The sequence below is a fragment of the Novosphingobium indicum genome (assembly GCF_014645195.1).
GTDB lineage: Bacteria > Pseudomonadota > Alphaproteobacteria > Sphingomonadales > Sphingomonadaceae > Novosphingobium > Novosphingobium indicum.
This window is the reverse complement of record NZ_BMLK01000001.1, coordinates 57441-78645: the sequence shown is the minus strand read 5'-3', so window position 1 is coordinate 78645 and position 21205 is coordinate 57441. Positions and strand designations below refer to the sequence as shown.

The following is a 21205-nucleotide window of genomic DNA, read 5'->3' as shown; positions in this document are numbered from 1 at the left end:
GGGAAACAGCGTAAAAAACGAGGAAAGCGGCCGACGTGTAGAAAGAGCAGCTAACAGCCAAAGAGTGAGGCCTGCGCTCATGTGTGCGAACTTGTCGGGACCGGGGCACTGGCTGACGATCCATTCTATCGTCTGTTCGTAGTGCTGAAAGATGTCCATTTCCTCGCTATGCCGCGCTGCAGCATGTCTGTCGATAGGAAGGGGACAGGTCGAGTGGAATTCCGGTCAGCCAATAGAATGGCCAAACGCAAAACGCGCACCAGCGCCTTGGCGGCGGGTGCGCGGTCGATTGCTAATAAACGTTATGAAAAAGTTCGCTTCGTTTGCGACCTAGCTGAAACGGCTGCTCAGTTCAGAAGCCACGTCCCCGTTTCTTGCCAGAGCAAAAGTCATGGGCCCAGATCTGCGAAGCGATTGGCAAACCCATATGCCTTTTTCTTCGCAATAGTCGCGGAGGTCGTGGAAATTGTCTTCTCGATAGGCGAAGCGATGAAATTCCGATATACTGTTCGTCATGTGAGGTTATATACATCACATTCTTGAAATTTTCAACCCGACGGTCCTGTATAACTTTTTTCGCGATCGGATCTGGGCCGTTTTGCCGGGAAAGCGCGGGGACGATCCGGTTTTCGGCAAGATCTCGCTGGGTGCAAGAGCAACGGGCGGGAAGCTCGTCGCTTCCCGCCCGCGCGTGTTTGCCGTGTCTGGCGCGCTGCCGATCATGCGGCTTGCGCGATCTCCTCGGGCGCTTCGTTGCGGATCAGGTAATCGAAGGCAGACAGGGCAGCTTTCGAGCCTTCGCCCATGGCGATGATGATCTGCTTGTAGGGCACCGTGGTCGCATCGCCCGCCGCGAAGACGCCGGGCAGATTGGTCGCCGCCTTTTCGTCGATCACGATCTCGCCGCGGTTGGACAGTTCCAGACCCGAGTCCTTGAGCCATTCGGTGTTCGGCACCAGACCGATCTGGACGAAAACGCCGGCCAGTTCGACATGCTTTTCCTCACCGGACTGGCGGTCCTTGTAGGTCAGGCCGTTCACCTTGCTGCCATCGCCGGTGATCTCGGTGGTCTGCGCGGACACGATGATGTCGACGTTCTTCATTGACCGCAGCTTGTCCTGCAGCACCTGATCGGCGCGAAGCTGATGATCGAACTCGATCAGCGTCACATGGCCGACGACGTTGGCCAGGTCGATCGCCGCTTCGACGCCCGAGTTGCCGCCGCCGATGACCGCGACATGCTTGCCCTTGAACAGCGGGCCGTCGCAGTGCGGGCAGTAGGCCACGCCCTTGGTGCGGTACTCGGCTTCACCCGGCACGCCCAGATTGCGCCAGCGCGCACCGGTCGTGAGGATCAGCGAGCGGGCCTTGAGCGAGGCGCCGTTGTCGAACACGATCTCGTGGTAACCGCCCTTCTTATCGGCCGGGATCAGCTTTTCGGCGCGCAGCAGGTTCATCGCGTCGATCTCGTACTCGCCGACGTGCTGTTCCAGCGCCGCGGCCAGCTTGGGACCTTCGGTGTAGGGGACCGAGATGAAGTTCTCGATGCCCATGGTGTCCTGCACCTGACCGCCCATGCGCTCTGCAGCGATGCCGGTCGAGAAGCCCTTGCGCGCGGTGTAGATCGCGGCCGAGGCCCCGGCGGGACCGCCGCCGACCACCAGCACTTCGAAAGGTTCCTTGGCAGCGAGCTTCTCGGCAGCCTTGGCCGAGGCGCCCGTGTCGAGCTTGCCAAGGATTTCGGCGACGTCCATCTTGCCCGAGCCCCACATCTCGCCATCGAGGAAGACTGCGGGGACGGCCATGACGCCGCGCTTTTCGACTTCATCCTTGAAGGCGCCGCCTTCGATCAGTGTGGCGTTCACGTGCGGGTTGTACATCGCCATCAGCGTCAGCGCCTGCACCACGTCGGGGCAGTTGTGGCACGACAGCGAGAAATACATCTCGAAGTTGTATTCGCCTTCCAGATTGCGGATCTGGTCGAGGACCTCGTCTTCGACCTTGGGCGGGTGCCCACCGGCCCAGAGCAGGGCGAGCACCAGCGAAGTGAATTCGTGACCGAGCGGCACACCGGCGAACCGGACCCAGACGCTGGCGTCGGAGGCGCGGCGGATCACGAAACTCGGCTTGCGATCGTCGTCACCGTCGAACGTCGCGGTGACCTTGTCCGAAAGGCCGGAGATCGTCTCCAGCAGCTCGCGGGTTTCTGCCGACTTCGCATCGTCGCCAAGTGAGGCGACGAGCTCGATCGGCTCGCGCAGCATGCCGAGGTACTGAGAGAGCTGTTGCTTCATATTGGCGTCGAGCATGGTCGAAAATTCCTGTGTCTAGAATCGGGTGGGGACGAGTGGCGACCCGGGGCTTCGCGTGGAGGGGGGATAGCCCCGGGTCGCGCCGTCGATGGCCGGAAGGCCACCGTCCTCGGAGCGACCCGAGGGGAGGCTCAGATCTTGCCGACGAGGTCGAGCGAGGGAGCTAGGGTGTCGCCGCCTTCTTCCCACTTTGCCGGGCAGACCTGGCCGGGGTTGTTGCGGACGTACTGGGCCGCCTTGATCTTGCGGACGAGTTCGGTCGCGTTGCGGCCGACGCCTTCGCAAGTGATTTCCATGATCTGGATCACGCCGTCCGGATCGACCACGAAGGTGGCGCGGTCGGCAAGGCCCATTTCACGAAGCACGCCGAAGTTGTTCGACAGGGCGTGGGTCTGGTCGCCGAGGAAGGCGAACTTCAGCTTGCCGATCTTGTCGGACGTGTCGTGCCAGGCCTTGTGGCTGAAGTGGGTGTCGGTCGACACGCCATAGACTTCAACGCCCATCGACTGGAGCGTGTCGTACTGCTCGCCCAGATCTTCGAGCTCGGTCGGGCAGACGAACGTGAAGTCGGCCGGATAGAAGAAGAACACGGCCCACTTGCCTTCGATGTCCTTTTCGGTGACGTCGAAGAAATCCTTGCCCGCCTGGAAAGCGGTGTTGCTGAAAGGCTTGATGGTGCTGCCGATGATACCCATGGATAGTGTCTCCCTCGATTGGGTGTTGAACTGACACAAGGGAGATAGGCGCGGTGCATGACGATTTGTAGCGTGATGAATCGATCGGCCTGATCGAATAAGGCGATCACAGCGCAGCGCATTGACCGATTTAATCGATAAGATGCGATTCACTCGCGGTAGCGCGTGGAACGGCGCCGTCTATTTTCGCTAAGTTCGTCCACATCGGCCATGGCGCGTTTCAGGAAAACGCCGACTTTTCAAACGCCGGGGCACGGCAAACCTCGTGTCGCACGGCATTTGCGGCGCTGGGGCGAATATACGGTTCAAGGAGCGGGCAGCCGAACTGCCGCCCGCAGTGTGACAGGGAGAAAGCGGCTAGGAAAGTTTGCCCTGCCGTTTCGGATCAGTCCTTTTTCCGCGCCAGCCACTCGCCCAATTCCATCGGGAATGGGAAGATGATGGTGGAGGTGTTGTTTTCGTTGGCGATGACGTTGAGCGTCGAGAGATAGCGCAGCTGCATGGCCTCGGGCGTTTCGGCGAGGACGCGTGCGGCATCGAGCAGGCGGGCTGCGGCCTGGTGTTCGCCCTCGGCATTGATCACCTTGGCGCGGCGTTCGCGTTCGGCCTCGGCCTGGCGGGCGATGGCGCGGACCATCGTTTCGTCGATGTCGACATGCTTGATCTCGACATTGGCCACCTTGATGCCCCAGGCGTCGGTCTGCTTGTCGAGGATTTCCTGAATATCGACATTGAGCTTGTCGCGCTCGGACAGCATTTCGTCCAACTCGTGCTTGCCCAGCACCGAGCGCAGCGTCGTCTGCGCGAGTTCGCTGGTCGCCTGAATGTAGTTCTCCACCTGAATGATCGCGCTCTTGGGGTCGACGATGCGGAAATAGACCACCGCATTGACCTTCACCGAGACGTTGTCGCGCGAGATCACGTCCTGCGTCGGCACGTCGAGAACGATGGTGCGCAAGTCCGTGCGGACCATCTGCTGCACGAAGGGGATCAGGATGATGAGACCCGGCCCTTTCACATCGGTGAAACGCCCGAGCGTGAAAATGACGGCGCGCTCGTATTCGCGCAGGATCTTGATCGATGACCACAGGAAGATCAGGATCAGGAATATCAGCGGCACGAGAAAGCCGTAGTCCAGGATTGCCATAGTGTCCTCCTTGCGACCGCTTCGCGATCAGGTTTCGGTTTCCCGCTGGGGCGAGACGGTGAGGTCGAGACCGGTCATCTTTTCGACGACGACGGTTTGATCGGATGTCAGGTTGTGCGGGCCCCGCGCATTCCAGCGTTCGGAATGCACGAAGACATGGCCCTTGCCCTCATGCCAGTCGATCACGGTCGCGGTAGCGCCGATCAGTTCTTCCGATCCGGTCGTGACCCGGTGCCGCAGGGCGCGCAGCCCCACGCGGGCGACGATGACGAGAAGCCCTGCGCTGAACACGCCGAGCGCGGCAATCACCGACCAGCTGACCTGAAAGGCCGGCACATCGGTATCGAAAAGGATCGCAGCGCCAATCACGAAGGCCACCGTACCGCCTATGCCCAGGATTCCAAAGGAAGGAACGAAAGCTTCCCCCACCATGAGGGCAATGCCCAGGGCAATGAGAGCGAGGCCGGCCATGTCGACCGGCAGCGCCGCGAGGGCATAGAGGCCGATCACCAGGCTGATCGCGCCCACCGTGCCCGGCACCAGCGATCCCGGATTGAGGAATTCGAAGATCAGGCCGTAGACTCCGATCATCATCAGGATCAGCGCGATATTGGGATTGGTGATCGCGGCCAGCAGCTTCGTGCCCCAGCCGGGCTCGATTTCATGGATAGCAAGCCCGGCGGTGTTCAGTGAGCGGGTCTGCCCGTCTATCGTCACGGTCTTGCCGTTCAGCTGATCGAGCAGCGATGGCAGATCCGAAGCGACGATATCGATGACGCCTTCCTTCAGCGCTGCCGAAGCAGAAAGGCTCGATGCCTCGCGCACGGCCTGTTCGGCCCAGTCGGCATTGCGCCCGCGCAGTTCGGCCAGCGACCGGATATAGGCAACCGCATCGTTCACCGCCTTGCGTTCATGGGCGTCGGCGGGCGCGGCCTGCTTTTCCTTCTCCTCACCGCCGGACATGGGGCCAGCGATCTGGACGGGCGTGGCCGCTCCCAGGTTCGTGCCCGGCGTCATCGCCGCGAAGTGGCTGGCGTAGAGAATATAGGTGCCCGCGCTGGCGGCCCGCGCGCCGCTGGGATGGACATAGGTCACCACCGGCATCGGCATGCCGAGAATGTTCTGGATGATATCGCGCATCGAGGTATCGAGGCCGCCCGGCGTATCCATTTCCAGAACGACCAGCGCGGCGTTGCGCTCGCGCGCTTCCTGCAGACCGTCGGCAATGTGCGAGGCGGTGGCCGGGCCGATGGCACCGTCGATGTGCATCACAACGGCTTCTTTTGCCGCGGCTGGTGCTGCAAGGCTGAACAGCGCCGCGAGAGCTGCCAGTACCGCGAAAAGCAGTCTGGCGGCCCGGTTCTCGTTACCCAAGGCTGGCATGGCCTGCGGCCCTCTTGTCCCAAACCGATGTTGCGGTCGGGGTGATGCTAGCACTTCCGGCGGGGTGACCGAAACTCCTGAATTTTCAGGCGCTGATCAGAACGAGATCACCGCTTCGCCGATGGCGTCCCAGACCTGCCCGAGCTGCTCGTCGGTAATGCAGTAGGGCGGCATGACATAGACCGTGTTGCCCAGCGGGCGCAGCAGCAGGCCGCGTTCGCGGAAGAAGGCCAGGAGGCGCGGGGCGAGCGTGTCGAGATAGCCGCCTTCGCCACTGGTCCTGAGATCGAGCGCGGCCATCGTGCCGCTCTGGCGCGGGTTTTCGAAGTGGCAGAACTGGCCGAGCTTCACCAGCCATTCGGTCTGCCGGTGGGCGAGGTCGGCAATGCGTTCGAGCACCGGCTCCTCGCGCCAGATGGCAAGGTTGGCCGCCGCCGCGGCGCAGGCGAGCGGGTTGGCGGTGTAGCTCGACGAATGGAAGAACATCCTGGCGCGGTCGGTCGACCAGTGCGCTTCGAAGATCAGCTCGCTCGCCATGGTCACCGCCAGCGGCACCGCGCCGCCGGTCAGTCCCTTGGACAGGCACAGGATGTCGGGCTCGATCCCGGCCTGCTCGCAGGCCAGCAGCGTGCCGGTACGCCCCCAGCCGGTCATCACTTCGTCGGCGATGAACAGCACACCGTGGCGCGAGCAGATCTCGTGCATCGAGGCGAGCGTCTTGGCGTCGTAGACCAGCATGCCGCCCGCGCCGAGCACCAGCGGCTCGACGATGAAGGCGGCGGTATCCGGCTGCTTGCAAAGGTCTTCCAGCGCATCGAGCGTTTCCTGCCGGGCGCCCGATGCGGGGAAGGGAACACGTGCCACGTCGAACAGCAGCGGCTCGTAGGCCTGGTTGAACACGCCGCGCTCGCCGACCGACATCGTGCCGATGGTGTCGCCGTGATAGCTGTGTTCCATCACGATAATGCGGTGTCGGGGGCGGCCGCCGTCCTTCTCGGCGCGCGCGTGCCAGTATCCCAGCGCCATCTTCAGCGCGACTTCGACGGCGGTCGAGCCGGAATCGGAGAAGAACACGCGCGTGAGGCTCTGCGGCATGATCGCGCGCAGCCCGGCCGCGACATCCTCGGCCGGCTGGTGCGTCCAGCCCGCAAAGATCATCTGGTCAAGCTTGTCCGCCTGATCGGCGATGGCGGCCATGATCTTGGGGTGGCAGTGGCCGTGCGTGGTTACCCACCACGAGGAAATCGCATCGATCACCGTCTGCCCGTCGGCGGTGTGAAGCAGGGCCCCTTCGGCGCGCTCGACGAGCGGGATGGGTTCGCGCAGGCCGTGCTGGGTAAAGGGGTGCCAGATCGCGGATGAAGCGTCGGATGCAGTCACGCGGTGAAGTCCTCCAGCTTGAAGTTTGCGGCAAAGGCGCTGCGCAGGCCTTCGGGCGTCAGCGGGTCGAGGATGGGCAGGCGGCCCAGCCGGCGCACCTGCCCCATGGCGCAGATCGTCGCCTCGCTGTCCTCCACGGGCTCACCCACGAAGGCCACGCCGAGGATGGGCACACTGCGTGCGCGCAATGCCTCGATCGAGAGCAGCGAGTGGTTGATAGTGCCGAGCGAGGTGCGCGCCACCAGTACGACCGGGGCGCGCCAGCGGGCGAACTGGTCGGCGTAGGTCTCGCTGCGGCTGATCGGCACCAGCACGCCGCCCGCGCCTTCGGCCACCAGCGGGCCATCGACCTGCGGCAGGGCGAGCCGGGCCGGGTCTATCGCGACCCCGTCGATCTCGGCGGCGAGGTGCGGGGAGCAGGGCGTGGCGAGGCAATAGGCCTCGGGCAGCACGCGCTCGCGCGGGAGACCGGAAAGCCGGGCGACGCGGTCGGCATCGGTGCCGTCGTCCTCGATGCCCGCCTGAACCGGCTTCCAGTAATGCCCGCCAAGCACGCCCGCCAGCGCGGCGGCGAAGACGGTCTTGCCGATGCCGGTATCGGTTCCGGTGACGATGAGGGTTTGGCGCGTCATGCTCTGGCGATCCGGATTTTGCGACTCCGTTCGGTTCGAGCGAAGTCGAGAACCGTTCGCGCAGGCGTGTCTCGACTACGCTCGACACGAACGGGAGTGAAAATCACGCCCCCCTAGCGCGGTGAACGTGGCAGGTCACGACCTCGTATGTAACTTTACATGTCGACCGCTCGAACGTGGCCATCACGCGGCGCAGCGCGGCGGGGGGCAGCGGGCGGTGGCCCGGTGCCGCCGTACCCGCGCCGATGGCCTTCAGCGCGTGGAGAAAGGCCCGCGCATCGGGATGGGTTTCGACCACGTTTTCGACGACGAGGTTTTCCGGATCGATCGCGGCGAAGGCTTCGACGGGTGCGAAGGGCGGCGTCCCCGCGTCGAGCCCTTCGGCGGCATGGGCGGCGCGCCACTCGGCAAAGCTGCCGGGGCCGAGCGTGGTGATCAGGCCATGCCCGCCCGGTGCCAGCCAGTCCTTCATGCGCCCCAGTGCGGCAGGCGCATCGTCGAACCATTGCAGCGCGAGGCTGGAGCAGATGAGGTCGTAGGGACCGCCCTCCGGCGCTCCATATTCCCCATCGAGCACGGCAAAGCGTCGCTGCGGCGATTCGCCGAGGCGCGCGCGGCAGCGTTCGACCATGGCGGGGGCAATGTCGGTGATAAGCCAGTCGCCGCCGATGCCGTTATCCAGCAGCGCCTCGGTCAGAAAGCCGGTGCCGCAGCCCAGTTCCAGCACGCGCGGGCTTTCGGGCAGGTCGAGCGCGGCGATGCGCGCTGCGAGGCCTCGCGCGACGTCGCGCTGGATGCGTGCGTGGCGGTCGTAGTCGCGGGCCCCCGCAAAGGCCCGGGCGATCTGCGCGTGCCGGTCGGTCATGCCAGCGCGCCCACTGCGCCGCGCACGGCCTGCGCGCACAGCTCCGGATTTTCGAGCGGCAACAGATGCCCGCCGGCCTCGTGATCGATACGGTGCACGTCGCTACCGGCAAAGACCGCGGCGCGCATGTCGGCGGGAAGGATCGGGTCCTGCCCGCCCTGCAGCACCGCCACCGGGACCTTGGGTGAGGGTGCCTGTGCATCGCGCAGCCGCAGCAGATCGGCACGCAGTGGTTCGGGATTAATCTCACCGAAAGGCTCATCGCTGCCGCAGGCCTTGCGAAACTCGGCGAGAACTGCGCGCGGATCGCTCTCGAAGCGGCGCAGCATCCGGTCGACCACGCGCACGGCAACGCCGGGCTTGCCGGGCAGGGCGGTAAAGCGCTCGAACCCGTTGATCGCGACGAGGCCCACCAGACCCGGTGGCGGATCGGTGAGGACGCGCATCGTGCCAAAGGAATGCGTCACGGCAAGGCAGGGGCCGTCGATCCCGGGCATATGGGGAGTGCCGAAATAGCCGCGATCGTCGATGGCATGCTCCCACTCGGGCAGCAGTGCGATGAGCGCGTCCCAGAAGTGCCGGTCGAAGCCCCAGCCGTGGGCGAAGAGGAGCTTCACGGTTTCGGCTCCGGCTGGGGAATGGGGCTCACGCGGAGGCGCAGAGACGCGGAGAAAAAGAGGATTGGGTCCGCGCAAAGGCGCAAAGCCTGTCCTGAGCGGCTGCTGCAAGCAGTCAGCCGAAGGGGCGCAAAGGCTCTTTCCTCGCGGCGAAGCCGCTTTTCTACTCGAAGCCAGCGTTGAACGTCCGTTTTGAGGTGAAAATGGATGCCTGCGGCATCATCGGACCTCTTTGCGCCTCTGCGCCTTTGCGCGAAATATTCTTCTCCGCGTCTCCGCGCCTCCGCGTGCCCCCCCATCACAGAGCATCCCCCAACACGCCAAGAAACGCATCAATATCAGCCGCCGAATGGCTCGCACGCAAGGCCAGGCGCAGGCGGCTGGTGCCGGGCGGAACCGTCGGCGGCCGGATGGCGGAGGCAAGGAATCCGGCGGCCTCCAGCTTCGCGGAAAGCGCCATCGCCTGTTCTTCGGCACCAATCACGGCGGGCACGATCTGCGTGGAGGAATCGCCATGATCGAGGCCCAGAGCATCCAGCCCTTCCCGCAACCGGTCGCCCAGCGCGGCGAGGTGCGCGCGTTCGGCGTCCATGCCCGGCACGAGGTCGAGCGCGGCGTCGATGGCGCCCAGCACGGCGGGCGGGGGCGCGGTTGTAAAGATGAAACCGCTCGCGGTGTTGACGAAGTAGTCGATGAGCACCTGCGATCCCGCGACATAGGCCCCGAACCCGCCCATCGCCTTGCTGAAGGTGCCCATCACGAGATCGATCCTGCCCGGTACTTCGGCGCTCAGTCCGCGGCCTTCGGGGCCGAGGACGCCGGTCGCATGCGCCTCGTCGACGAACAGCGCGGCATCGTGGGCTTCGGCGATGGCGGTCAGGCGCTGCAGGTCGGCGCGGTCGCCGTCCATCGAGAAGACGCTTTCGGTCAGGATCAGCCGCGCCGGGGCATCGGCGCCCTTGCTCGCCAGCAGCGCTTCGAGATGGTCGAGGTCGTTGTGGCGGAAGCGGTGCTGGCGCACGCCGGCCATGGCGATGCCGGCATGCATGCTCGCGTGGATCAGCCGGTCGGTGAAGACCGCTACGCCGGGTATGGCCGCGAGCAGGGCGGGGATCACCGCCGCATTGGCCTGCCAGCCAGTGGCGAAGATCAGCGCAGCCTCGGTGCCCTTGAACGCGGCGATCTTCGCTTCGAGCGCGAGGTGCGCATCGCTTGTGCCGGTCACCAGCCGCGAGGCGCCCGAGCCGGTGCCGTGGCGCGCCGCCCATTCGCGCGCACGCTCTGTCAGCAGCGGATGCCGCGCGAGGCAGAGGTAGTCGTTGCTCGAGAAGTCGACCAGCTCGCGCCCGTCCCGGATCACGCGGCCGCCCGGCGCCAGCGCGGCCGCGCGCAGCGTCCGGCGCTGCCCGGCCTTGTCGATCCGGGCGAGGGCAGCTTGCAGAGGGGAATCGAGCCGGCTCATCGCCGCTGCCGGTATGGCATGGCGCGCCCGGGCACAATGGGCGACAGCCGCCTGCGTCAGTCCGACCGGGTCTTGTCTTCGGTTTCCCGCCGGCCGTGCTGGTTGCCAAGAACGTACCCGGCAATACCGCTCAGCAGCGCGATGACGGCTTCGCCCTTGATGATTCCGAGCATGCCGAGAAGCGACGAGGACAGAATGATCAGCACGATGGTCACCAGCTTGGGGCCGTCTGTCTGCTGCAGGATGCGCGCGATACTCTGCCCCGAAAAATTGCCCTTCATGAACATCGCGACGTAAACCGCCGCAACGGCAATGACGAGAACACCGAAGGCTATCAGCAGGTAAAAGGCCAGTTCCAGTACGAACCGGTAGAGTTCTGGGTCAGTGGAATTCGCCATCACCTTGCCCCCTGTTGGAGAAAGACCGCTAGCGCATTGTCGCCCGACATTCGCGCGCGGTCAAACTCTACAGTTGGCGAGCGTATTTCAGCTTTCCAGCAGATCCAGATAGGCGACCACGTCGTTGTCGGTCGCGATGAACAGGCCGTCCTGCACGTCTTCGCTCTGCTGGGCCGCGATCTGCATCGCGTCGGCAAGCGACCCATAGAACAGCGTATTGGCCGCGCCGCCCTCGGGCCCCGAGTCGAGGTGATAGAGCCGCACCGTCGCTTCCAGATAGGTCGTGCGCATCAGTCTTCCCGCTTCGCGCCGTCGACATTGCGGGCAATCCGCGCGATCTCGGCGTCGCTGGCCTTGCGTTCTTCCCGGGTGCGTCCGTGCAGCGCGCGATTGGCCTGCGCCTGCGCCTTGTCGGCATCGCGGGCCTTGGCCTTGCGGGCCATGCGCAGATTGACGATGTCAGCCATAACCGGCTTTTCTTACGCTTCGATCGCGGTCGTTGTCACGCCGAGATCGGGTACGCCGACCGAGCGCTTGCCGGAAAAGTCGGTGCGCACGACAAGCAGACCGTCCTTTTCGAGATAGTCGAGCAGACGCTGGATGCGGCGCGGCGAACTGGTGCCGTAGATGCGGGCAAGCTCGGTGTCGTCGGGGCAGGGCTTGCCGTCCATCGCGGCGCGAGCGATCACGTAGAACGGCGCGAGGGCATCGTCGGGCACATGCTTGGCGAGGTTCTGCAGGTCCAGCCAGCGCTCCTCGTCGGGGTCCTCGATGCCGGCGATGGCGGCGGCAAAGCCCCGGCGGAACATCGTCGCGTCGAGCCCGCGCACCGAAATGCCCTTCATCCGGCAGCGGATGGTGAAGTCCTGAAACAGCGTGGTCGAGGACTGGAAGGTGCAGTCTTCTTCCTTCGCCATTTCGTTCATGATCTCGACCATGGCGGCGCGGTTTTCTTCCGGGTCAGCTTCGGCGCGCTGGCGTTCGGCCTCGCGGTCGCGGGCTTGCGCACCGGTCGGTTCGAGCATCTCGTTGGCGGCGATGCGGCGGGCGACCGTCTCGGCATCCTCGGTGCGCGGTGCCGGGCGCGGGAATTCGGGCCGTTCGGGTTCGACGTGGAGATTGTCGTGGAGCAGCTCGCGCATGTCCTCGGTGCTGGCGGTGGGCAGCGGGACGAGACCGGGCGTCACCGACTTGGCGCCGGTGCGCACTTCGCCGATGTTCACCGCGACCGGGCGGCGCGCGATGGCGGGGCCGAGGCCGAGGAACTGGCCGCGCGCCAGATCGCGGATCTGCTCGGCCTGCCGGCGCTCCATGCCCAGCAGGTCCGCTGCGCGCACCATGTCGATGTCGAGGAACGTGCGGCCCATCAGGAAGTTGCTGGCCTCGGCGGCGACGTTCTTGGCCAGCTTGGCGAGGCGCTGCGTGGCGATCACGCCGGCAAGGCCGCGCTTGCGGCCGCGGCACATGAGGTTGGTCATCGCGCCCAGCGAGACGCGCCGGGCTTCCTCGGAGACCTCACCGGCAGCGGCGGGCGCGAACATCTGCGCCTCGTCGACGACGACGAGCGCGGGATACCACTGTTCGCGCGGGGCATCGAACAGGGCGTTGAGGAACTGCGCGGCGCACTTCATCTGCTGGTCGATTTCCAGCTCGTCGAGCGCGAGCACGACCGAGGCGCGGTGCTGGCGGATGCGCGCGCCGAGGCGGACGATCTCGGCCTCGCCATAGGCGGCGCCGTCGATCACGACATGGCCGAATTCCTCGGCCAGCGAAACGAAGTCGCCTTCGGGATCGATCACCACCTGCTGGACGATACCGGCGCTCTCTTCGAGCAGGCGGCGAAGCAGGTGCGACTTTCCGGACCCGGAATTGCCCTGCACCAGCAGGCGGGTCGCCAGAAGTTCCTTGATGTCGATCTCTATCGGCTCCCCGCGGGGTGTTTCGCCGATGATGATGGATGCGCTCACGGGGCGCTACCTGCCAGTTGGGGGCCGGGCGGTGCAAGGCGGGGGCTGGCGTTATCCATAGGATGAGGGGTCCTGTCGCCGAAACGAGTGTCTGTTTCACGCGGCTGTCACAAAATTACGCAATCGAGGCGGGATGGGACAGCGTCTTTCATCCTCGGCCGAAGAGCCCGCCCTGCGCCTGATCGTGCTTGCGGGTCAACCCAAGCGGGCCGTCGATCCGCTGGCCGAACGGTTCGGTGAAAGCCATCGCAGCCTGATACCGCTGGCCGGTCAGCCGATGATCGCGCATGTCCTGCGCACGGCCATGGCGCATCCGCGCATCGAGAGCCTCGCCATCTGCATCGAGCGTGAGGCGTTCGCGCCCGTATGGGACGTGCTCACGCGTATGCCGGGACGCGGCATCGTCGCGCTGGTCGAAGCGCGCGAACATCTGGCCGACAGCGTGCGCGATGCCGCGAGCGGCTGGGACGGGCCGCTGATCGTCACCACTGCCGACCACGCGCTGCTCACGATCGAGGCGATCGATGCCGTTGCCGATGCTCTTGGCCGCGCCGATGCGGCGATCACGCTCGCGCCGCGCGACTGCGTGGAGGCCGCGCACCGCTGCGCGCCGGACCGCTTCCTGGCGCTGCGCGATGGCGAATATGCCGCCTGCGACATCTACGGCATTGCCGGCCCTGCGGGTATCGATGCAGTCGAGGTCTTCCGGGGCAATCGGGGGTTCGATCGCAGCGGATCGCGGATATGGCGCGCGGCGGGCATCCTCGGCCTGCTGCTCATGCGCTGCCGTATGCTCACGCTGGCAGCCGCCGCGGAATTCGCCTCGCGCCGGTTGAAACTGCGGCTTTCGGCGGTCGTCCTTTCCGATGGCAGCCAGGCCATCGATGTCGACGACGACCGCAGCTACGCCGTGGCGCGCGACCTGCTCGAGAACCGGGGCCTCGTCTTCGCGGACGAGTATGTGGGCCAGGACGTGCGAAGGGTTGCCGGAACGGCCTGATCTGTAATCGCGCGTTCAGCTTCGATAGGGCAGCATCCGGGATCGCAATGGGACGAGTCACAAGGAGGATTACCCCAATGCGTATAGCTCCCAAGTATCTGATTGGCGCCGCCGCCCTGACGGCGCTTGGTGCCGGCGTGGCGCAGGCCGCCTCGGCGAAACTGCACAGCATGCAGGTCGATGCGCCCGACGGCTCCGTGGTCGAGGTGCAGTACACCGGTGACGTTGCGCCGCGCGTGCATGTCGTCCCGGTAGAGGCGGTGGCGCTGCCCGCCGCTGTGCGGGTTGCGGCCGATCCCTTCGCGCGGATGGCGCGAATCTCGGCGATCATGGATGCGCATATGCAGGCGATGATGCAGCGCGCCGCCGTGCTCCGCCAGCACGCGGCGCAGATGCAGCGGCAAGCGGTCGCGCACGGAAATGCGCAGGCCGCGCCGGGTCTCACCCTGGTCGGCGACATGCCGCAGCGCATGCACGTGACCTACTATTCTTCGACCACCGACACCAACGGCTGCACCCGCACGGTGTCCTACAGCTCCGATGGGTCGGGTGAGGCGCCGAAGCTGACGCAGGCGGCGTCCGATGGCTGCGATGCGGTTCAGCCGCAAACCGGGGTCGTGCCGGCCAAGGCGGAACAGCCTGCCGCGAAGCCCGAGCATCGCGCGCCGGCGCCCGGTATAACGGTCTGAGGTTTTTGCCGCGCGTCCTTGTGCCCCTTGGGGACGCCGGACAAGGGGGCGGTGCCGATGCCGGTGCCGCCCCTTTTTCATGCCTGGTCGGCTGCTCCTGTCAGCCTTTCCCGTGCAGGACGCTGGCGGGGCTGATCCACAAGGTACGCGGGCGGCGGTGGGCGATCAGCCATTGCCCATGCTGGCGTTCCAGCTTGTCGACGTAGAAGCCGTTGTGATCGAGCCCTGCCGCACTGGTCACCAGCCAGTAGGTGCGCACGGTGGCGCTGTCCGGGCCGGTGAAATCGACGCTGCAGGTGGTGAGGTGGTGACTGATGAAGCCGGGGGTGCCGCCGGCAGGGGCGGGGATCACCGAGGGCGCCGTCATCCATGCCAGAATGGCGTCGCGCCCCGAAATCGTCTCGTTCACCAATTCAAGCACGCCGGCCTGCGTGAAACATGCCGCATAGGCCTCGGCCTTGCGCGCGTCCCCGGCCTGCGTGCAGGCAGCGAGGCGCTGGTGGATCTCCGCCAGCGCCTTGACTTCGGCATCGGTCACTTGAGCGTTTCGAGGTAGTCGATGATCGCCTCGCGCTTGGCGGCATCGGGAACGGCGATGACCATCTTCGTGCCCGGCACCATCTTCATCGGGCCCTGCAGCCATTTGTCGAGCGCGGCGCGATCCCAGACAATGCCGGACTTCGCCAGCGCCGGGCTGAAGTTGTAACCCGGCACTTCGCCCGCCTTGCTGCCGTAAATGCCGTGAAGCGTCGGGCCGACTCCGTTCTTGCCGGGCTCCACCGAGTGGCAGGCGCGGCATACGGCGAAAGCCACCGGCGGCTTGGCGGCGGCAACCGGCGTGGCTGCCGTCGTCGTTTCCGCAGCCGGCGCAGGGCTTGCCGTGGGGCTTGCCGCGGCGACGGGGGCCGGGGTTTCCTCGGCGGCCGGGGCGGCAGCTTCGGTGGCGGTTTCCGTCGCTTCGACGGGCAGGGCGGCCTCGGTGGAAGATGCGGCTTCAGGGCTTGCCGTCTCGATGGCCGATGTCGGCGCTTCCTGGCTGGAACTCGATCCGCCGCAGGCAGCCAGCAGCGTGAAGGGCAGGATGGCAACGATATTCCTGAAATTCATGCGTCTTCCTCCTAGAGAGGGCGGTGCGTATTATATGCGGGCGGCAAAGGAAAGCGGCTGATCCTGCGCAAATTGCCGGTTACGAAAAATGGACAGATGCTTGCACGCAGCGAAAATGCGCGGCGATCCGGGCGAAATCTCTTCCGTGTCGCTACCGTTCAGCCTAGGGCTCGCGCGCCATGACGCCCGCGTCCGAATCTTCTCCCTTCCGGCTGGAACTGGCCGCCACCCTGCGTCTCGCGGGGCCGCTGGCGCTTGCCAACCTGCTGCAGATGGCGGTGTTCGCGACCGATGTGATGTTCGTGGCGCGGCTCGGGCAGCAGGCGCTGGCCGCGTCCAGCCTGGCCGTGGCGATCATTGCCGTGCTGATGATGGGCCTCAATGGCGTCACGAGCGCCTGCGCGCCGCTGATCGCGGCCGAGCTGGGCCGGCGCAGCAATTCGGTGCGCGAAGTGCGCCGGACGACGCGCATGGCGCTGTGGCTGGCGGTCGGGCTCGGGGTCGCCGGCGTCGTCCTGTGCCAGTTCTCGACCGAGTTCATGCTCGCGACCGGGCAGGAACCGCAGCTGGCGCGGCAAGGCGGGTCGTTCCTGGCCCTGCTGTCGGTCGCGATGGTGCCGATGGCCGTGGCGAACGTGCTGCGGACTTTCGTGTCGGCGCTTGGCCGTCCGGTCTTTGCAACCGCGATCACGGCGGCCTCGATCCTCGTCAACATCGTCGGCGACTATGCGCTCGTTTTCGGTCATTTCGGTATGCCTGCGCTGGGCCTGACCGGCGCTGCGCTGGCGAGCATCATCACCGCATCGAGCACGGTCGTCGCCTATGTCGCGGCGATTGCCTGGGACCGAAACTTGCGCCGGTTCCACATTTTCGGCCGCTGGTGGCGCACCGAATGGCAGCGCATGAACCAGATGCTCATGCTCGGCCTGCCGATTTCCGGAACGCTGATTGCCGAGGGCGGGCTGTTTTCCGGCGCGGCGTTCGTCATGGGCCGGGTGGGCGAGGCGCAGCTGGCTGCGCATACCATCGCGCTGCAGATCGGTGCTTTCGCCTTTCAGGTGCCTTTCGGAATCGGCCAGGCGGCGACGATCCGCGTGGGCTATCACTACGGCAGCGGCAATCGCGAGGGCGTGGGGCATGCGGGCTGGGCGGCGATACTGATCGGCATGATGTTCATGAGCGTCTCGGCGGTGGCCCTGCTGGTGGCGCCGCGGCTGATCCTGTCCGCCTATATAGACGTCTCGGCACCGGCCAATGCCGCCATGGTCGGCTATGCGCTGAGCTACCTGTTCGTCTGCGCGATCTTCCAGCTTTCCGACGGCTTGCAGGCGGTCGCCGCAGGGGTGCTGCGCGGCATTCAGGACACGCGGGTGCCGATGATGATCGCGCTGTTCGGCTACTGGCTGGCGGGCTTCGGTACCTCGGTCGTGCTGGGGCTCTATACCCCTGCAGGCGGTGTCGGCGTGTGGATCGGACTCGCCGTGGGCCTCACCGTCGCGGCCGCGCTGCTGGTGGCCCGCTGGCATCGCCGCGAACGGTTCTACCAGCCGAGCGTGACCCTGACTGTCCCGCATCGGGACCGCCTCGTCGCGGACCTGAACCTCAGCTAAATTTTTATAGGCGCGGTGCTTGACGGCCATCGGGGGCGGGACCATATCCGCGGCCGTTGGCACTCGCGACCTAAGAGTGCCAATCCAGTTTTTGTGTTCGTAGGATATTAGGGAGAATCCCATGGCATTCCGTCCGCTGCACGACCGTGTACTCGTGCGCCGCGTTGAGGCCGAAGAAAAGACGGCCGGCGGCATCATCATCCCCGACAGCGCCAAGGAAAAGCCCGCCGAGGGCGAGATCGTCGCTGCCGGTAACGGTGCCGTCGTCGACGGCAAGGTTCAGGCACTCGACGTCAAGGTGGGTGACCGCGTGCTGTTCGGCAAGTGGTCCGGCACCGAAGTAAAGGTCGACGGCGAAGACCTGCTGATCATGAAGGAATCGGACATCCTCGGCGTTATCGCCTGAGCGTGCTTTCCGCATCCATCCATCTGAATTTTTGAGAGGAATTACCCAATGGCAGCCAAGGACGTAAAGTTCTCGCGCGACGCTCGTGAGCGCATTCTCGCCGGTGTCGATACCCTCGCCAATGCCGTGAAGGTCACGCTGGGCCCCAAGGGCCGCAACGTTGTGATCGAGAAGAGCTTCGGCGCTCCGCGCATCACCAAGGACGGCGTTACCGTCGCCAAGGAAATCGAACTCAAGGACAAGTTCGAGAACATGGGCGCGCAGATGATCCGCGAAGTGGCCAGCAAGGCCAACGACGCGGCCGGTGACGGCACCACCACCGCCACCGTTCTGGCCCAGGCGATCGTGCGCGAAGGCATGAAGTCGGTTGCGGCCGGCATGAACCCGATGGACCTCAAGCGCGGCATCGACCTCGCCGTCACCAAGGTCGTCGAGAACCTCAAGAGCCGTTCGAAGGACGTTTCCGGCACTTCCGAAATCGCCCAGGTCGGCGTGATCTCGGCCAATGGCGACAAGGAAGTCGGCGAGAAGATCGCCGAAGCCATGGAAAAGGTCGGCAAGGAAGGCGTGATCACCGTGGAAGAGGCCAAGGGCCTCGAATTCGAACTCGATGTCGTTGAAGGCATGCAGTTCGACCGCGGCTATCTGTCGCCCTACTTCGTCACCAACCCGGACAAGATGACGGTCGAGCTCGAGAACCCCTACATTCTCATCCACGAGAAGAAGCTCTCGAACCTGCAGTCGATGCTGCCGATCCTCGAAGCCGTGGTGCAGTCGGGCCGTCCGCTGCTCATCATCGCCGAGGACATCGAGGGCGAGGCTCTGGCCACGCTCGTCGTCAACAAGCTGCGCGGCGGCCTGAAGGTTGCGGCCGTCAAGGCTCCGGGCTTCGGCGATCGCCGCAAGGCCATGCTGGGTGACATCGCGACGCTGACCGCTGGCGAAATGATCTCCGAAGACCTCGGCATCAAGCTCGAGAGCGTTACGCTCACCATGCTTGGCGAAGCCAAGAAGGTCACCATCGACAAGGACAACACGACCATCGTCGATGGCGCGGGTTCGGCTGACGAGATCAAGGCCCGTGTCGAGCAGATCCGTTCGCAGATCGAGCAGACCACCAGCGACTACGACCGCGAGAAGCTGCAGGAACGTCTGGCCAAGCTGGCTGGCGGTGTTGCCGTGATCAAGGTCGGCGGCGCTTCGGAAGTCGAAGTGAAGGAGCGCAAGGACCGCGTCGACGACGCTCTCCACGCGACCCGCGCTGCCGTCGAAGAAGGCATCGTTCCGGGCGGCGGTACCGCGCTGCTCTATGCCACCAAGGCTCTCGAAGGCCTCAAGGGCGAGAACGACGACCAGACCCGCGGTGTCGACATCGTGCGTCAGTCGATCATGGCTCCGGCGCGCCAGATCGCACAGAACGCCGGCTTCGACGGCGCTGTCGTCACCGGCAACCTGCTGCGTGAAGACGACGAAACGCAGGGCTTCAACGCCGCGACCGACGTCTACGAGAACCTCGTCGCCGCCGGCGTGATCGACCCGACCAAGGTCGTGCGCACTGCCCTGCAGGACGCGGCTTCGGTCGCCGGCCTGCTGATCACCACCGAAGCGGCGATCAGCGAGAGCCCGGACGACAAGCCTTCCATGCCGGCAATGCCCGACATGGGCGGCATGGGTGGTATGGGCGGCATGGGCGGCTTCTAAGCCGACCGCACCGTCTATCCGACGAACATGCGAAGGGCCGGGGAGCGATCCCCGGCCCTTTTGCGTGGCGGCGGCAGCGAGCCGATTCGCGGCGATTCGGCTTATATCGTGTAGTAGTGGACTTTAAGAATCGGTCCCCGAAGCGACAGGATTGTTCGGTTCCCGGCAATTACCGCAAGCCGCCTGCAATTCGTCGCGCACCACTGGCGTTTTACGACTGCCGCGTTAACCTCGCGGGAATAGGGACGAATCTATAAATGGAACTGCATGACCGGGGCAGGTAACCTCTTTACGCGGTGCCGTGCGGGCACCAGGCGCTTCATCGGACTGATGGCCATGACGGCTGCTGCGTCACTGACGCCCGTCCAGGCCCAGGCCGAACAAGTCACACCCGTAGCACAGCCGACGCAGCAGGTTGTCGAGGTCCAGAGCACCTTCGACTCGCTGTTCGGTACCGAGATGCGCGGGCCGCGCACTTATTCCACGCCGATGGGGCAGCGGCTTGCCAGCGTCGCGGAGGCATCGCAGGGCCGCATCGGTGTCGCCGCAGTCGATCTGGCCACGGGTCGGGAAATCGATGTGCTGGGTGATCAGCGCTTTCCCATGGCAAGCACCAGCAAGGTGGCCATTGCCGCAACCTTTCTCGAAGGCGTGGATCAGGGCAAGTGGAGCCTGACCAGCGAATTTCCGTTGCTGATTCCGGTCAGCTCGGCGCCGTTCTCGACGCCTGTCGCTCCGGTGCGCCCCGGCGCCTACATGACGGCGGGCCGCCTGATGGAGCTGATGCTTACCCGCTCGAATAACTATGCCACAGACGCCTTGCTCAAGGTCGTTGGCGGTCCCGGCGCCGTGAACGACTGGGTGCGCCGCGCCGGTATCGAAGGCTGGCATATCGATCGCGACATCGCTACGCTGGTGCGCGATGACGGCGCGCTCGATCCGGCCGAAGTGATAGACAAGCGCGACAGCGCCACGCCGCTGGCCATGGTCAAGCTGCTGAGCGGTCTCTACCAGGGCAAGTGGCTGACGCCGTCGAGCCGCAAGATCCTGCTCGATACCATGAGCCGCTGCGTTACCGGCAAGCGCCGCATTCGCGCCGGGCTTCCCGAAGATGTGCAGCTTCTGCACAAGACCGGTTCGCTGCACAACACGTCGAGCGACATCGGCATTGTGGAGACCCCCGATGGGCGTGTCTTTGCCGTTGCCATCTACGTAACCGGGCAGGGCAGCCGCCCCGCCCGCGAAGCGCGGATCGCCAGCATCGCCCGCACCATCTACCACGGCTATCTGGCCGAAGGGCCGACGTATCACCACACCGCGGCGCGTTGATCTGACGCGACCTGTTCCGGCAGCGTCGGGCAGATCATAAGAAAAGCGCCCCGAACGTCGGTTCGGGGCGCTTTTCTTTTTGCCCTCGATGAGAGGGCGGGAAGGGCCGGGGCCGTCAGGGCCCCGGCGCTATCTTCCTCAGTTGGTGCCCGGATTACCGTCGGTGTGATCGGCCATTTCGTTGGCGGCGTCGTTGGCGGCCTTCTCGGCGGCAGTGGCGGCATCGCCAGCGGCATCGGCTGCGCTGTCAGCGGCGTCGCCGGCTGCGTCAGCAGCGTCGTTGGCGGCACCGGCCATCGCGTCGCCTGCGTTGTCCATCGCGTCACCCGCCTGGGTGGCGTAGGCGCCCATGTCGTCAGCGGCCGAGGAAGCCGCGGCCTCGGTGGTGTCCTCGGTCTTTTCCGAGCAGGCGGCCAGCGAAATGGCGCCAATGGCGGCGGTAGCGATAAGGATCTTGCGCATCTTTCAGTTTTCCCTCGTTGCGAGTGTGATCTTTCGGCGAAAC

At 65.3% G+C, this 21205-nt stretch carries 22 protein-coding genes; 6 read left to right on the top strand and 16 right to left on the bottom strand.

What is annotated here, in order from left to right; genetic code table 11:
- Positions 1 to 719: 719 nt before the first annotated feature.
- The 13 genes from ahpF to IEX64_RS00285 form a co-directional block, all read right to left on the bottom strand.
- Positions 720 to 2309 (bottom strand): alkyl hydroperoxide reductase subunit F, encoded by a 1590-nt coding sequence (gene ahpF, locus IEX64_RS00345; RefSeq protein ID WP_188817105.1) that lies wholly within the window; start codon positions 2307 to 2309, stop codon positions 720 to 722.
- A 134-nt stretch (positions 2310 to 2443) separates the two neighbouring features.
- Positions 2444 to 3007, bottom strand: a complete 564-nt coding sequence (ahpC, locus tag IEX64_RS00340; RefSeq protein ID WP_188817103.1) for an alkyl hydroperoxide reductase subunit C — start codon at positions 3005 to 3007, stop codon at positions 2444 to 2446.
- Positions 3008 to 3392: 385 nt separating this feature from the next.
- On the bottom strand, positions 3393 to 4154 hold the full coding sequence (locus IEX64_RS00335) for a slipin family protein (protein WP_188817101.1): 762 nt from the start codon (positions 4152 to 4154) through the stop codon (positions 3393 to 3395).
- 27 nt (positions 4155 to 4181) lie between these two features.
- Complete coding sequence (locus tag IEX64_RS00330; protein ID WP_188817098.1) at positions 4182 to 5537, bottom strand: NfeD family protein; 1356 nt, start codon at positions 5535 to 5537, stop codon at positions 4182 to 4184.
- Between the two features lie 96 nt (positions 5538 to 5633).
- Positions 5634 to 6917 (bottom strand): adenosylmethionine--8-amino-7-oxononanoate transaminase, encoded by a 1284-nt coding sequence (locus tag IEX64_RS00325; RefSeq protein WP_188817096.1) that lies wholly within the window; start codon positions 6915 to 6917, stop codon positions 5634 to 5636.
- Positions 6914 to 7549 (bottom strand): dethiobiotin synthase, encoded by a 636-nt coding sequence (gene bioD, locus IEX64_RS00320; RefSeq protein WP_188817093.1) that lies wholly within the window; start codon positions 7547 to 7549, stop codon positions 6914 to 6916. The genes IEX64_RS00325 and bioD overlap by 4 nt, the downstream gene beginning before the upstream one ends.
- A 103-nt stretch (positions 7550 to 7652) precedes the next feature.
- On the bottom strand, positions 7653 to 8414 hold the full coding sequence (locus tag IEX64_RS00315) for a methyltransferase (protein ID WP_188817091.1): 762 nt from the start codon (positions 8412 to 8414) through the stop codon (positions 7653 to 7655).
- Complete coding sequence (locus IEX64_RS00310) at positions 8411 to 9031, bottom strand: alpha/beta fold hydrolase (protein ID WP_188817087.1); 621 nt, start codon at positions 9029 to 9031, stop codon at positions 8411 to 8413. Before IEX64_RS00310 ends, IEX64_RS00315 begins: the two co-directional genes overlap by 4 nt.
- Before the next feature lie 298 nt (positions 9032 to 9329).
- The gene (gene bioF / locus IEX64_RS00305) at positions 9330 to 10493 is read right to left on the bottom strand and encodes an 8-amino-7-oxononanoate synthase (protein WP_188817086.1); all 1164 of its coding nucleotides are present in this window, start codon (positions 10491 to 10493) and stop codon (positions 9330 to 9332) included.
- A gap of 56 nt (positions 10494 to 10549) precedes the next feature.
- A complete protein-coding gene (locus IEX64_RS00300; RefSeq protein WP_188817083.1) occupies positions 10550 to 10891 on the bottom strand; it encodes a hypothetical protein in 342 nt (113 codons plus the stop codon).
- 87 nt (positions 10892 to 10978) lie between these two features.
- Positions 10979 to 11182 (bottom strand): hypothetical protein, encoded by a 204-nt coding sequence (locus IEX64_RS00295; RefSeq protein ID WP_188817082.1) that lies wholly within the window; start codon positions 11180 to 11182, stop codon positions 10979 to 10981.
- A complete protein-coding gene (locus tag IEX64_RS00290) occupies positions 11182 to 11358 on the bottom strand; it encodes a DUF4169 family protein (RefSeq protein WP_188817081.1) in 177 nt (58 codons plus the stop codon). Before IEX64_RS00290 ends, IEX64_RS00295 begins: the two co-directional genes overlap by 1 nt.
- A 12-nt stretch (positions 11359 to 11370) precedes the next feature.
- Entirely contained in the window at positions 11371 to 12858 is a 1488-nt protein-coding gene (locus tag IEX64_RS00285; RefSeq protein WP_188817080.1) for a helicase HerA domain-containing protein, read from the bottom strand.
- A gap of 133 nt (positions 12859 to 12991) precedes the next feature.
- Between IEX64_RS00285 and IEX64_RS00280 the strand changes: the two genes are divergently transcribed.
- Positions 12992 to 13858: an NTP transferase domain-containing protein gene (locus tag IEX64_RS00280; protein ID WP_188817078.1), complete on the top strand. Its 867-nt coding sequence runs from the start codon at positions 12992 to 12994 to the stop codon at positions 13856 to 13858.
- 77 nt (positions 13859 to 13935) lie between these two features.
- A complete protein-coding gene (locus IEX64_RS00275; protein ID WP_188817076.1) occupies positions 13936 to 14547 on the top strand; it encodes a hypothetical protein in 612 nt (203 codons plus the stop codon).
- Between the two features lie 100 nt (positions 14548 to 14647).
- On the opposite strand, the gene IEX64_RS00270 is transcribed toward IEX64_RS00275, so the two are convergent.
- Together IEX64_RS00270 and IEX64_RS00265 are read right to left on the bottom strand one after the other, a co-directional pair.
- The gene (locus IEX64_RS00270; protein WP_188817074.1) at positions 14648 to 15085 is read right to left on the bottom strand and encodes a nuclear transport factor 2 family protein; all 438 of its coding nucleotides are present in this window, start codon (positions 15083 to 15085) and stop codon (positions 14648 to 14650) included.
- The gene (locus tag IEX64_RS00265; protein WP_188817071.1) at positions 15082 to 15654 is read right to left on the bottom strand and encodes a c-type cytochrome; all 573 of its coding nucleotides are present in this window, start codon (positions 15652 to 15654) and stop codon (positions 15082 to 15084) included. The genes IEX64_RS00270 and IEX64_RS00265 overlap by 4 nt, the downstream gene beginning before the upstream one ends.
- 179 nt (positions 15655 to 15833) lie before the next feature.
- Between IEX64_RS00265 and IEX64_RS00260 the strand changes: the two genes are divergently transcribed.
- From IEX64_RS00260 to bla, 4 genes are all read left to right on the top strand, one after another.
- Complete coding sequence (locus tag IEX64_RS00260; RefSeq protein WP_188817069.1) at positions 15834 to 17264, top strand: MATE family efflux transporter; 1431 nt, start codon at positions 15834 to 15836, stop codon at positions 17262 to 17264.
- A 121-nt stretch (positions 17265 to 17385) separates the two neighbouring features.
- Positions 17386 to 17670, top strand: a complete 285-nt coding sequence (locus IEX64_RS00255) for a co-chaperone GroES (protein WP_039288438.1) — start codon at positions 17386 to 17388, stop codon at positions 17668 to 17670.
- A 48-nt stretch (positions 17671 to 17718) separates the two neighbouring features.
- A complete protein-coding gene (gene groL / locus IEX64_RS00250; RefSeq protein WP_188817067.1) occupies positions 17719 to 19371 on the top strand; it encodes a chaperonin GroEL in 1653 nt (550 codons plus the stop codon).
- Between the two features lie 267 nt (positions 19372 to 19638).
- Entirely contained in the window at positions 19639 to 20700 is a 1062-nt protein-coding gene (gene bla / locus IEX64_RS00245; RefSeq protein ID WP_188817065.1) for a class A beta-lactamase, read from the top strand.
- Between the two features lie 138 nt (positions 20701 to 20838).
- Here the strand turns inward: bla and IEX64_RS00240 are convergent, their stop codons facing one another.
- Positions 20839 to 21162, bottom strand: coding sequence for a hypothetical protein (locus IEX64_RS00240; RefSeq protein WP_188817063.1), 324 nt, complete (start codon positions 21160 to 21162; stop codon positions 20839 to 20841).
- Positions 21163 to 21205 lie beyond the last annotated feature (43 nt).